This window comes from Pseudorhodobacter aquimaris, assembly GCF_001202025.1.
Lineage (GTDB): Bacteria > Pseudomonadota > Alphaproteobacteria > Rhodobacterales > Rhodobacteraceae > Pseudorhodobacter > Pseudorhodobacter aquimaris.
Genome location: NZ_LGHS01000004.1, coordinates 51,727 through 64,502 on the forward strand (window position 1 = coordinate 51,727; position 12,776 = coordinate 64,502).

The 12,776-nt window shown below is 57.8% G+C and carries 13 protein-coding genes, 1 pseudogene and 1 riboswitch; of the genes and pseudogenes, 10 read left to right on the top strand and 4 right to left on the bottom strand.

Annotation, left to right across the window (positions count from 1 at the left end):
• Position 1 precedes the first annotated feature (1 nt).
• A complete protein-coding gene (locus AKU94_RS00335; RefSeq protein WP_050525382.1) occupies positions 2-466 on the bottom strand; it encodes a (2Fe-2S)-binding protein in 465 nt (154 codons plus the stop codon).
• 472 nt (positions 467-938) lie between these two features.
• Entirely contained in the window at positions 939-1,100 is a 162-nt protein-coding gene (locus AKU94_RS20090) for a hypothetical protein (protein WP_232295628.1), read from the bottom strand.
• A gap of 242 nt (positions 1,101-1,342) precedes the next feature.
• Between AKU94_RS20090 and AKU94_RS19440 the strand changes: the two genes are divergently transcribed.
• Entirely contained in the window at positions 1,343-1,666 is a 324-nt protein-coding gene (locus tag AKU94_RS19440) for an SAVED domain-containing protein (RefSeq protein WP_157056335.1), read from the top strand.
• A 300-nt stretch (positions 1,667-1,966) separates the two neighbouring features.
• Here the strand turns inward: AKU94_RS19440 and AKU94_RS00345 are convergent, their stop codons facing one another.
• The gene (locus AKU94_RS00345; protein ID WP_050525384.1) at positions 1,967-2,836 is read right to left on the bottom strand and encodes a DNA replication complex GINS family protein; all 870 of its coding nucleotides are present in this window, start codon (positions 2,834-2,836) and stop codon (positions 1,967-1,969) included.
• Between the two features lie 163 nt (positions 2,837-2,999).
• Here AKU94_RS00345 and miaB point away from each other — a divergent pair, with 163 nt between their 5' ends.
• From miaB to metK, 8 genes are all read left to right on the top strand, one after another.
• Positions 3,000-4,307, top strand: coding sequence for a tRNA (N6-isopentenyl adenosine(37)-C2)-methylthiotransferase MiaB (gene miaB / locus AKU94_RS00350; protein WP_050525385.1), 1,308 nt, complete (start codon positions 3,000-3,002; stop codon positions 4,305-4,307).
• Between the two features lie 176 nt (positions 4,308-4,483).
• On the top strand, positions 4,484-5,050 hold the full coding sequence (locus AKU94_RS00355; RefSeq protein ID WP_232295629.1) for an OmpA family protein: 567 nt from the start codon (positions 4,484-4,486) through the stop codon (positions 5,048-5,050).
• 17 nt (positions 5,051-5,067) lie between these two features.
• Positions 5,068-5,433, top strand: a complete 366-nt coding sequence (locus AKU94_RS00360) for a hypothetical protein (RefSeq protein ID WP_157056336.1) — start codon at positions 5,068-5,070, stop codon at positions 5,431-5,433.
• 185 nt (positions 5,434-5,618) lie between these two features.
• Positions 5,619-6,614 carry a PhoH family protein gene (locus AKU94_RS00365; protein WP_050525387.1) on the top strand — a complete coding sequence of 332 codons (996 nt, stop codon included), beginning with the start codon at positions 5,619-5,621 and terminating at the stop codon, positions 6,612-6,614.
• Positions 6,598-7,107 carry an rRNA maturation RNase YbeY gene (gene ybeY / locus AKU94_RS00370; protein ID WP_050525398.1) on the top strand — a complete coding sequence of 170 codons (510 nt, stop codon included), beginning with the start codon at positions 6,598-6,600 and terminating at the stop codon, positions 7,105-7,107. Before AKU94_RS00365 ends, ybeY begins: the two co-directional genes overlap by 17 nt.
• Before the next feature lie 37 nt (positions 7,108-7,144).
• Positions 7,145-8,068 carry a hemolysin family protein gene (locus AKU94_RS00375; protein ID WP_050525388.1) on the top strand — a complete coding sequence of 308 codons (924 nt, stop codon included), beginning with the start codon at positions 7,145-7,147 and terminating at the stop codon, positions 8,066-8,068.
• Complete coding sequence (lnt, locus tag AKU94_RS00380) at positions 8,065-9,570, top strand: apolipoprotein N-acyltransferase (RefSeq protein WP_050525389.1); 1,506 nt, start codon at positions 8,065-8,067, stop codon at positions 9,568-9,570. Before AKU94_RS00375 ends, lnt begins: the two co-directional genes overlap by 4 nt.
• 32 nt (positions 9,571-9,602) lie before the next feature.
• Positions 9,603-9,651: riboswitch (SAM-SAH riboswitch) on the top strand.
• A gap of 6 nt (positions 9,652-9,657) precedes the next feature.
• A complete protein-coding gene (gene metK / locus AKU94_RS00385; RefSeq protein WP_050525390.1) occupies positions 9,658-10,824 on the top strand; it encodes a methionine adenosyltransferase in 1,167 nt (388 codons plus the stop codon).
• A gap of 53 nt (positions 10,825-10,877) precedes the next feature.
• On the opposite strand, the pseudogene AKU94_RS00390 reads toward metK, so the two are convergent.
• Positions 10,878-12,326: pseudogene (locus AKU94_RS00390) on the bottom strand (vitamin B12 dependent-methionine synthase activation domain-containing protein); the annotation flags it as partial.
• On the opposite strand from AKU94_RS00390, the gene AKU94_RS00395 reads away from it, so the two are divergent.
• A partial coding sequence (locus AKU94_RS00395; protein ID WP_198144788.1) for a homocysteine S-methyltransferase family protein occupies positions 12,312-12,776 on the top strand: 465 nt, incomplete at its 3' end. The pseudogene AKU94_RS00390 and the gene AKU94_RS00395 overlap by 15 nt on opposite strands.

Here is a 12,776-nt window from a genome sequence, read left to right on the forward strand (position 1 = left end):
CCTATCCCTTTAGCGTTTCGGCGGCGGTCTTTATGGCGGCGCGAATACGCGGATATGTCCCGCAACGGCAGAGGTTCCCCGCCATGGCCGCTTCAATCGTAGCATCATCCGGCGAGGGGGTTTCGGCCAGCAAAGCCGCCGCCTGCATGATCTGTCCCGACTGGCAATAGCCGCATTGCGCCACCTGATGCTGCACCCACGCGGCCTGAACCGCGTGCGGCGTGTCGGGGGTTCCCAGCCCTTCGATGGTGGTGATCGGGCGGCCCACCGCATCCTCCAGCCATATCTGGCAAGAACGCACCGCCTCCCCGTCCAGATGCACCGTACAAGCCCCGCAGGCCGCAATCCCGCAGCCGTATTTTGTGCCCGTCAGATGCAGCCCATCGCGCAGCACCCATAAAAGCGGCGTATCGCCGGGCATATCAACGCTATGCGCCGTACCATTTACGGTCAGATCATAGGTCAAGCTTGGCCCCCCTTTTTCCTATGCTGTGACTATACATGGGGCGGTGTGTCGTTTCTGTCAAACATCCTGTCGCAGAATGCTGGCCAAGGAGATGTGGCAGGCGACCCCGAGCGAGATATTGCGCCATCCGCTGGTCATTTGCACCTTCTACACCCCGCACAGCTGCGCGCAGAAGTACCGATGCCGCCGAGATTTATCAGCGGTATTCTCACGGTTGGTCGCTGCAATAACGCCACCGGAATATTTGCTTAATGACCGAACCCTGCTTCCTATTCAGCGCAATGATCCTGTTCATTCGCAGCCCGCATTTTGCCCTGGGTGCCGGGGAAATAGAGTCGGGTTCCATCTGCCCCGTCAGATGCGAATCGCGATCAGTTGGCTTTTAGGACGGCGCTCAGGAACTGCTGAGTGCGCTATTGCTTGGGGGGGGGCGAATATTTTAGCCCGAGTACCCTACTCTTTGATGCTGCCATCAAAGATGCAGACGCGGACCGGGGTGTCTCTGGCGAAGCCCATGCTGATGGGTCACCATCAGCATGGTAAGATTGTGCTGGTCGACCAGGTTGCGGATCGAGCCGGTCACTTTGCTGACCAATTCAGGATCAAGCGCCGATGTCACCTCAGCATACAACATGACCTTGGGGCGCATGGCAATCGCGCGGGCAATCGCTACGCGCTATTGCTGGTCACATGACAGGCGCGAGAGATGCTGATCCCGGTTTGCAGCCATGCCGACCATGTCCAGAAGTTCCAGCAAGGGAATGCACTTTCAGGATAGTGACCAAACCTACTGGTAAGTCCAGCCGCAAGTCTTGCGAGACGGATCACACAGAAAATTCGTGAGCAGGCCCAAAGCATGTCGTCCGGAAGAATTCGGTGACATCAGCAATAGCGGACGACCGTGTTGTGGATGCTGTTGGGAATGACGTGTCTATTTGGGAAATATCCAGTAAACCGCAAAAGCACGGCATTTTTAGGCATAATGATGACCTCAGCCGCTACAGAGCCATCGTTCGATCCACCCTAGATGAAATCAAAAATGCGCATGGAATGGGCGTAAGATTGTCTATTTTTCCGGCCGTTCCGGTTTTGTGTGCGATTGAATTTGGAAGGGTCTGGCAACCGAAAGCTCATCCAGCACTTGAGATTTCTGATCAATCTAAAGGCATAGGCTTCATCTCGAAACCGTCCTTTAATTGAAAACTTTAGACCAAAACAGCCATCCGACCCGATAACTCAACCCAGCTTAGAACCGAAATATGGTTCGAGGGACATCACACGCTTGACCAAAAAGCGATATAATGAATGCTACTTGATCTGCGCTTGCGACAATTTTTCAACTTTATCTTCAGCAGCAGCGAGGCGGCTGGGCTTTGCGTATCCCACATGTCGATATTTGCGGCAAAAGCGCGATTGCTGACGATTTCTATGGCAATTGCGGATAGAAACCTGTCAATTACGCTAAGTTTGCCTGCAAATAGCAATATGAACCCGCAAACCTCAGAACCACTGCCCCGGTTCCATTAAGCCCAGATCCATGAGTTGTTGGCTGTGCCATTCGAATTTTGTGGAATTATGCCATGTGAAATCATGAATATCATAGCGTGATCCCGGATTGGATTTCAGGGCCTTTGCCGTTCGGAATGACGCCATTGCTGTGGTGATGTTATTGTGCCACGGGCAGGCGTAGGTGTTATATTCCTCGTCCGAGAGGGTGTAGTTCTCGCGCAGGTGCAGTCCGGATTTGGCACGAAACAGGGCGATGCGGTCGATCTTGCGGCGCTGCACGGGGATATGTTCCTCAAACCGCCAGCGTAGACCACCAAAGAAATCCAGCTGCCGTTCGCGCGGATAGTTGTGATTGTCGGGATCGGGCCGTGCCAAGGCATAATAGCCGGATTTGTCCAGCATAGCGTCTTTTAATGAAACTGCATTGGCGTCGAGGTTCAGGTCCCTTGCATATAAATCAATCACATAGGTTAAGAAGGCATCGCGCCGTTCTTGCGTGTGAAAGGCGAGAAGGTCATGGATGTTCCGTGTTTCGCAAAACGGATAGAATAGATATTCCGCGTTATAGCCGTAATACAGCCAGGCGCCGGATGCGGGTTCCATGAGCTGGTTTACGGCGCTCTGTAACGCTTGGGGCTGATAGCTGTTGTAATCAACGCGCTGAATATCATCCTGTAGTGCGGGGGGAGTCTCGATCTGGGGGTCGGCAAGCAACACGATGTTGTGAAACCTGATTTTCAACAGGTGACGCAGCGTGCTTTCCAGTTCTTGTGGGTCTTCGGCAAGGATGACGGCAGTTGGCCCCTTGGCAAGGGCTTGTTGGTTCTTTTCAATATAGGATGCCAGATTTTCGTGTCGCATATTGTCCCCGGTGTCCGGCTGGTAAAAGCAGCTGCTTTTGCGTGAAGGTACGGGCTAGCGCCCTGTAAAGGCAAGCCCTGTGCACATAGCGTTGCGGCTGGAGCCTGTGCGGTGTAAAAGGGCGCGTTTGCAAAAGGTACCCCCCCATGACCGAGCCGAAAAAATGACCGAGCCGAAAAAGCTGTTTATCAAAACCTATGGCTGTCAGATGAACGTCTATGACAGTGAGCGCATGGCCGAAAGCCTTGGTGCCTCGGGCTATGTGCAGACCGACACGGCCGAGGGCGCGGATATGGTGATGATCAACACCTGCCACATCCGCGAAAAGGCATCCGAGAAACTGTTTTCCGATCTGGGCCGTTTGCGCCCCGCCAAAGAGGCAAACCCGAACTTGAAAATCGCGGTCGCGGGTTGTGTGGCACAGGCCGAGGGGGCCGAGATCTTGCGCCGCATGCCGCTGGTGGATCTGGTCGTCGGCCCGCAAAGCTATCACCGTTTGCCCCAGATGGAAGCCAAGGTGCAAAAGGGCGAGCGCGCGATCGATACCGAATTCCCGCCCGAGGACAAGTTTGACCATTTGCCCGAACGCAAGGCCATGCGTGGCCCAGCGGCCTTTTTGACGGTGCAGGAAGGCTGTGACAAGTTCTGCGCCTTTTGTGTGGTGCCCTATACCCGCGGTGCCGAGGTCAGCCGCCCCCCTGAGCGTCTGTTGGCCGAGGCCCGCAATCTGGCCTCGCGCGGGGTGCGGGAACTGACCTTGCTGGGCCAGAATGTGAATGCCTATAATGCCAATGGTTACGGCCTGGCGCGGTTGATCCGCGAACTGGCGGCGGTCGAGGGGATCGACCGTCTGCGCTATATGACCAGCCATCCCAATGATATGGAGGATGACCTGATCGCGGCCCATGGCGATTGCCCGCAACTGATGCCCTATCTGCATTTGCCGGTGCAATCGGGGTCGGATCGCATCCTTAAGGCGATGAACCGCAAGCATACGGCGGCCGATTACCTGCGCGTGCTGGACCGTATTCGTGCGGCACGGCCCGATATTTTGCTGACCTCTGATTTCATCGTCGGCTTTCCGGGCGAAACAGATGCCGATTTCCAAGAGACTTTGGCGCTGGTGCGCGAGGTCGGTTACGGGATGGCCTATTCGTTCAAATATTCTGCCCGTCCCGGCACCCCGGCGGCTGAAAAGCCCGAGGTGGAAACCGCCGTAGCCGATGCCCGTCTGCAAGAATTGCAGGCCCTGCTGACATCGCAACAGCGTGCGGCACAGGATGCGATGGTAGGGCGTGACGTGCACGTGCTTTATGAAAAGCAGGGCCGTCAAGAGGGGCAGATGGTGGGAAAATCGGATCATCTTCACGCGGTTCACGTCACCGATCCGGCCGGAAAACCCGGGGAATTGGTGCGCGTGCGGGTGACGGAGTCAAAAACCAATTCGCTTGCCGCGGTACGACTGCCTTAACGATTAGCGCGGGTTTCCTGTAAAAAGGGGGCAAAAAACCCCAGAAAAACGCCCCCAGCGCAACAATCGCTGCGGCAATATGGTGCTAGGGTCTAGTTTTTGCTTTACAATTATGGCGTGGAATTGCAGGTCTTGAATAGATATCAAGTATGCGTGAACCCGGGGGGGTTACCACTGTGAGAAAACAGATTACCAATACGATGAAGGTCATGATCGGTGCGGCTGCGCTTGCGCTCGGTCTTTCTGGTCCGTCTGCGGTTCTGGCAAAGCCGCAAGTGACCGGGCAGATCGAATGGGGCCTTTGGGTCGACGACGACGGTTGTATGCACTGGTGGGCGGATGGTGGCCTGGAAGGCTATATGGTGCCGCGGCGGGACCCGAAAACGGGTAAGCCGGTTTGCCTCAAGAAGAACACCTGTCTGGTGGAAAACAGCGACACGCTGTTCCACACCGACAGCGCGCGGTTGACTGCCAAGGGGCGCGCCCGCTTGCAAGAATTCTTTCAACGCACGGATGCGTTCGGCTACGGCATCTATGGCCATACCGACAGCCGCGCCTCGCATGCCTATAACCAAAGCCTGTCAGAGCGGCGCGCCGCCTCTGTTGGCACTGTTGCCCGCTCGGTCGGGGCGGCGGTAGAGCGTCAGATGGGATACGGGGAAACACGCCCCGTTGCGCCCAACTCTTCTGCCAAAGGTATGCAGAAGAACCGTCGGGTCGAAATCGTTTGCTACAGGTGGTAACAGATATGATCAATGCAATGAAATTGAGCGCAGGTCTGATTGCTGCCTTGGCACTGATGGGCTGTGAAAACTTTGAAGGGACCGAAGGGTACCGCGGTGCATCCTCGATCATCGCCACGGGGAAGGATCAGGGCCATGACGAGGGCGTATTGGCCAATGGCCGTGCCGCTATTGCCTATGATCCGGATGGTTGCCAGAACTGGATCATCGATGACGGGCTGGAAGGTTATGCCACGCCACGCTTTGACCCGGTATCGGGCCTGCCTATCTGTGATGGGCGTTACCCGCCCGGGACGGTGATCCGTGAATATCAATCGACAACCGAAGGCATCAAAGACAGCGTTTCGGGACATGGCCGCAAGACTGTGGTTGTCCGTCGCTAAACGATGGCCAAACGGGTTTACCGGGCCGTAGCGCAAGCTGCGGCCCTTTATTTTGGATCGGGATCGTGGAGAAATTCCGCGCTTTTTGCAGGTTTGGCACAGATAGCCCCTTGCTTTGGCCCGAAATGACCCCACAGTTTATGCAGGCCCCAAGCTAGAAGGAGAATTCCTTGGGAACAGGCACGATGATCACCCCGCAAGAGACTGTAGAAACCCTGCTGGAGTTTCCCGATAATCGGTTGTTGATTGAGCTTTGCGGTGAGTTTGATCGAAATCTGGCGCAAGTTGAGCAGCAAACCGGTGTAAATATTCTGCACCGTGGCAATCTTCTGGCGGTGATTGGCGCGGCGGATGCGCGTGAATATGCAACGGCTGTGCTGCAATCGCTCTATGCCCGGCTGGAGGCGGGGCGCGGGATTGAAGCTGGCGATATTGACGGGGCCATTCGTTTGGGCCGCAAGATGCCGGATCGCGCGCTTAGCCCGCCCGAGCAGATGGAGATGGTCGGCACGGATCGCTATGCACTTCGCACCCGTAAGAAACCGGTTGAGCCGCGGACCGAGGCCCAAAAGGCCTATGTTGCCAACCTGTTTGACAATGATCTCGGCTTTGGGATCGGGCCTGCGGGAACGGGCAAGACCTATCTGGCTGTGGCCGTTGGCGTAACCATGTTTCTGGCGGGGGCCGTTGACAAGATCATCCTGTCACGTCCTGCCGTTGAGGCTGGTGAACGCCTTGGCTTTTTGCCCGGTGACATGAAGGAAAAAATCGACCCCTATATGCAGCCGCTCTACGATGCGCTGAATGATTTCCTGCCGCAAAAACAGCTTGCCAAGTTGATGGAGGACAAGCGGATCGAGATCGCGCCACTGGCCTTCATGCGGGGCCGCACCTTGGCGAATGCTTTTGTGGTGCTGGATGAGGCGCAAAACGCCACAACAATGCAGATGAAGATGTTCCTGACCCGTTTGGGCGAAGGTTCGCGCATGGTTATTACCGGTGACCGCACGCAGGTCGACCTGCCGCGCGGCACGGCCAGCGGCCTGTCTGATGCCGAACGTATCCTGAACGGGGTGCGGGGCGTCAGCTTTAATTATTTCACCTCCAAGGATGTTGTGCGCCACCCGCTTGTTGCGCGCATAATCGAAGCATATGAGGCGGATGATGGATCCGCTGGTTGACATCGTGATCGAAGACCCGCGCTGGGAAGCCTTCGGGCTTGCCGGTGTGGCAACCCGTGCCTGTGATGCCGCATTAAAGGCGCTTGGCTTGCCTGTTCAAGGGTTTACCCTGTGTCTGATGGGGTGTGACGATGCGCATATTGCGACGCTCAACGCGGATTTTCGTGGCAAACCCACACCAACCAATGTGCTGTCTTGGCCATCCGAGGAACGGGCCGCCGAATATGCGGGCGAAGTGCCGGATTTGCCCGAAGCGGGCCCCGCGGACGACCCAGAACACCTTGGCGACATTGCGATCTCATGGGACACCTGCTTGGCCGAGGCCGATGCCGCGGCAAAGCCGATGGCCGATCATGTGACCCATTTGGTGGTTCACGGATTGTTACATCTTCTGGGCTATGACCATATTGACGATACAGATGCCATATTGATGGAAACAACAGAAGCGCGCATACTTGAAAAACTGGGTCTGTCGGACCCATATGTTATTTAGCCCCTGTATTGTTGGGGTCTTGGTCGGAAAAGGACAGATGGGTAGTACGAATAACGGGTCGGTCACTTTGGCAGAGAGCCAGAGCGGGGCAGACCAAGAAGAAGACGAACCTCCGCAACGCGGTTTTTTCGGGCGCATTTTTGACGCGCTCAGCCCGCAAGACAGCTCCCCCGAGGGGGAGGAACAGCCTGTTCAGAGTCCGATACGCCCGGCGTCAGGTACTGGAATGGCAAATCTGCGCAAGCTGCGGGTGGATGATGTGGCGGTTCCCAAGGTGGAAATCACCGCCGTCCCTGTAACCATCGGAAAAGAAGAACTGGTTGAGGTGTTCCGTGAAAACGGATTCAGTCGGATGCCAGTTTACAAGGACACGCTGGACCATCCGCTTGGCCTTGTGTTGCTGAAGGACCTCGCGCTGCAATACGGGTTTGCCGGCGCCTCGGGACGTTTTTCGTTGCGCAAGCTGTTACGTCCCATGCTTTATGCCCCACCCTCGATGCCGCTTGGTGTCTTGCTGCAAAAGATGCAGAAGGAACGGGTCCATATGGCGCTGGTCATTGACGAATATGGCGGCGTTGACGGGCTTGTCACGATTGAGGATTTGATCGAAACGGTTATTGGCCAGATTGATGATGAGCATGACGAGGTAGAAGGCGCGCTGTGGAAGGAAGACCCTGAAGGGGTGTTCTTGGCGCAGGCCAACGCACCTTTGGATGAGTTTGAGCAGGCCTTGGGTGTGACCCTGAGCAACGGCGATGATGATGGGGATGTCGATACTCTTGGCGGGCTGGTGTTCTTGCGCTTGGGCCGTATTCCTGCGCGCGGTGAAATTATCCCCCATGAGAGCGGGGCGGAATTCGAGGTCGTCGATGCCGATCCGCGCCGGATCAAGCGGTTGCGTGTGCGGCGTCCCGGCGCGCCACGCAAAATCCCCACAGAAATCAAAGCAGCCGCCGAATGATCCGCCGCCTTGCGGGCGGCTGGCCGGGATGGCATCGGCTTGGTCTGGCCTTTGGCCTTGGGGCCGTCATGGCCTCTGGGCAAGAGCCTTGGGGGTTTTGGCTTTTGTCGCTCTCCGCGCTCACCGCGGCATTGTTGCTGGTGGCCCGTGCAAGCTCTGCGGGGCGGGCGGCTTGGCTGGGGCTGTTTCTGGCGGGGGGATATTTCACGCTTTCTCTGTCGTGGATCATCGAACCCTTTTTGATAGAGCCTGAAACCTACGCTTGGATGATCCCCTTTGTTCTGGTGCTTTTGCCATTTGGCTTGGGTCTGTTCTGGGCCTTGGCGGCATGGGGTGGATATCATCTGGGGCAGGGGATGCGGTCCCGTGTGATTGGGGTCGGCGTGTTTCTGACTTTGGCAGAGCTGGCGCGCGGCTATGTGCTGACGGGTTTTCCCTGGGCGATGATCGGGCATGTCTGGATCGATACCCCGGTCGCGCAATCCGCCGCGATCTGGGGGGCGGGCGGGCTTACGCTGTTCTCCGTCTTGCTGGCCGCTTTGCCTGCCGCCTTTGGCTGGCGCTGGCTGGGGCTTTCGGCCGTATTGGTGGTGGGGCTTCAGACATGGGGCGATGATTTGCCCAGCCCGACCTACCCCGAGGACCCGGCGATCATCCGGCTGGTGCAACCGAATGCGGATCAGCAGCTGAAATGGGATCCTTCGCGTGCCTATGATCACCTGCAACGTCTGCTGGAATTGACCGAGGCCAGCGGCAGCCAGGGGCGCCCTGATCTGGTGGTATGGCCGGAAACCTCGGTGCCCTATCTGTTGAACAATAATGAGGATTTATTGCGAACCATTGCGGGTGCCGGGCAGGGCGCGCAGGTTGCCGTCGGCATCCAGCGGGTGCAAGGCACGCGCGGGTATAATTCCATTGCTGTGATCGATGCGGACGGGCGTGTTGCACGGCTCTATGACAAACATCATCTGGTGCCCTTTGGCGAATATATCCCCTTTGGCGATCTGGCGTTTCAATTGTTCGGGTTGCAGGCTTTTGCCTCGCAACTGGGCGCGGGCTATTCTGCGGGGCCGGGGGCGGCGGTGTTGGATTTGGGTGCGGGGTTGGGCCATGCGGTGCCATTGATTTGCTATGAAGCGGTTTTCCCGCAGGATTTGCGGGCCGCCCCCCAGCGTGCCGACTGGATTTTACAGGTGACCAATGACGCGTGGTTTGGCACGCTGACCGGCCCGTGGCAGCATTTGGCCCAAGCCCGCCTGCGTGCGATCGAGCAAGGGCTGCCCTTGCTGCGCGCTGCCAATACCGGGGTTTCGGCGGTGATTGATGCGCGGGGCCGGGTGGTGGCGCATATCCCGCTGGGGATCAGTGCCTTTGTCGATGCGGCCTTGCCGCCCCCGTTGCGCCAACCACCCTACGCGCGTTTTGGCGATTGGCCCGTGTTATTGCTGCTATTGGCGGTGGTGGGGGCGTTACTTTCGCACAGGTTGCGCCGCAAGGCTTGACTTGGGGTCCGGAGGGGCATAACGCCAAGGTTCAACCGTCACAACGGCTTCCTGGCGTGGCGGATTACACCTAACGGAGCACTTTTCATGACACGCAACAACTATATCTTCACCTCTGAATCCGTTTCAGAGGGTCATCCCGATAAGGTCTGCGACCGGATCTCGGATGCCGTTCTGGATGCTTTCATCGCGGTAGAGCCGAACGCCCGCGTCGCTTGCGAAACCTTTGCAACGACCAAACGGGTTGTGGTTGGTGGCGAAGTCGGGCTGTCTGACCCGGTCAAGCTGACGGAAATGATGGGCAATGTCGAAGGCATCGTGCGCGATTGTATCCGCGATATCGGCTATGAGCAAAAGAAGTTCCATTGGGAAACGGTAAAGATCCAGAACCTCTTGCATGAGCAGTCGGCGCATATCGCGCAGGGTGTGGACAAGGATGGTGCCGGCGATCAGGGCATCATGTTCGGCTATGCCTGTCGTGAGACGGATGCGCTTATGCCCGCGCCGATCCTCTATAGCCATGCTATTTTGAAACGTCTTGCCGAGGTGCGTAAATCAGGGCAGGAATCCACGCTGCGCCCCGATGCGAAGTCCCAGATTTCCCTGCGCTATGAGGATGGCAAGCCGGTAGAGGTGACATCCATCGTGCTGTCGACCCAGCACGAACACAAAAAACAGACCAGCCACGACATCCGCGCGATTGTGGAGCCCTATATCCGTGAGGTTCTGCCCGCACATTGGATCACGCCGCAAACGGAATGGTGGGTGAACCCGACTGGCACCTTTGTCATCGGGGGGCCTGACGGCGATGCCGGTCTGACGGGGCGCAAGATCATCGTGGATACTTATGGCGGTGCGGCCCCTCATGGTGGCGGTGCGTTCTCGGGCAAGGACCCGACCAAGGTCGACCGTTCGGCGGCCTATGCGGCGCGCTATCTGGCAAAGAATGTGGTGGCGGCAGGGTTGGCCGATCGTTGCACCATTCAGCTTTCATATGCGATTGGCGTGGCCAAGCCGATGTCGCTTTATGTCGATACGCATGGGACGGGTGCGGTGCCGGATGCAGAGTTGGAAAAGGCCGTTTGGGCGGCGATGGATCTGACCCCGCGCGGCATCCGTGAACAGCTGGCGCTGAACAAGCCAATCTATGCACGTACCGCGGCCTATGGCCATTTCGGGCGCGAACCCGATGCGGATGGTGGTTTTAGTTGGGAAAAGACCGACTTGATCGATGCGTTGAAAAAACCGTTTTGATCTGGATGATTTAAAAAGCCCCGCAATGGCGGGGCTTTTTCATATTCGGCGCTTTATTCGGCGGCCACAGAGGCGGCTGATTGGGGGCTGTAATTCAGGATCGGCGCCAGCCAACGTTCGGCCTCTTCAAAGGTCATGCCTTTGCGCTCTGCATAATCCTGCACCTGATCACGCTCTACCTTGGCGACACCGAAATAATAGGCATCGGGATGGCCGATATACATCCCCGAGACGGAGGATCCGGGCCACATCGCCATGCTCTCGGTCAGTTCCACACCTGTTGCCGCGGTCGCATCCAGCAGGCTGAACAATGTCAGCTTTTCGGTATGATCGGGCTGGGCCGGATAGCCGGGGGCGGGGCGGATGCCACGGTAGGGCTCGGCGGCCAGTTCATCAGGGGCGAAGGTTTCATCGGCGGCATAGGGCCACAGATCGCGGCGCACGCGCTGGTGCATCAGTTCGGCCATCGCCTCGGCAATGCGGTCGGCAAGTGCCTTGACCAGAATGGCCGAGTAGTTGTCATTTGCCTTATCGAACCGCTTGGAAATCGCGGCCTCTTCGGGGCCTGCGGTCACGACAAAGCCGCCGATATAATCGGCCACGCCCTCGGGGGCGATGAAATCGGCCAGGGCCACATTCGGGCGACCGGGGCGTTTGGTATGTTGCTGACGCAGGGTGTGGAATGTCGACAGCGGGGTTTGTCGCGACTCATCGGTAAAGAGGCGAATGTCATCGCCAACCGCATTGGCGGGCCAAAAACCGACCACAGCGCGGGGGGCGAACCATTTGCCATCGACGATCTGTTGTAACATCGCCTGCGCATCGTCAAAGAGCGCGCGCGCCGCCTCTCCCTGGCGTTCGTCTTGCAGGATCTTTGGATAGACACCCTTCAGCTCCCATGTTTGAAAGAACGGAGTCCAGTCGATATATTGCACGATCTCGGCCAGATCCCAGTCGTCGATCACCTGCGGGCCGGTGAATGTCGGAGCGGGGACGGTATAACCCGTCCAGTCGATCTGCACCGGATTGGCCCGCGCTGTTGCCAGCGGCAGGCGCAGCTTGGCGCGCTCTGCCCGTTCGTGGCGGTCGGTGACGGTGACATATTCCTCGCGGATCCCCTCGATATAGGTGGCCTTGGTTTCGGGGTTCAAAAGCTGGCTGACAACGCCGACGGCGCGGCTGGCATCCAGCACATAGACGGCTTGGTTTTTGCTATAGCGCGGCGCGATTTTCACCGCCGTATGCACCTTGGAGGTGGTCGCCCCCCCGATCAGCAGCGGTATGTCAAAACCTTCGCGCTCCATCTCGGCGGCCATATGGGCCATCTCGTCAAGGCTGGGCGTGATAAGGCCGGACAGGCCGATGATATCGACGTTTTCCTCCCGCGCGGTTTGCAGGATCTTTTGCGGCGGCACCATCACGCCAAGGTCGATGATCTCATAGTTGTTGCAGGCCAGAACCACGCCGACGATGTTTTTGCCGATGTCATGCACATCGCCCTTTCACCCGTTTTCCAAGCCCTCGAGACCAGCGCCCGCGAGCGTATCATGATCCTTGACGGCGCCATGGGAACCCAGATCCAGTCCCTGCATCTGGCCGAAGAGGATTATGCAGGCACTGCCTCGGGGCATGTTTGTCGCCATCACACCGACCATCCGCAAAAGGGCAACAACGATCTGTTGATCCTGACCCAGCCCAAAGCGCTGGAAGAAATTCATTTCGATTTCGCCATGGCCGGTGCGGATATTGTCGAGACCAATACATTTTCCGCGACCACCATCGCGCAGGCCGATTACGGGTTACAAGCCGCCGTGCCCGACCTGAACGCAGAAGGCGCACGCATTGTGCGCCGCGCGTTGGACCGCGCCACTGCGATTGACGGCAAGCCCCGCTATGTCGCCGGGGCTGTGGGGCCAACGAACCGCACGGCGTCCCTTTCGCCTGATGTCAGC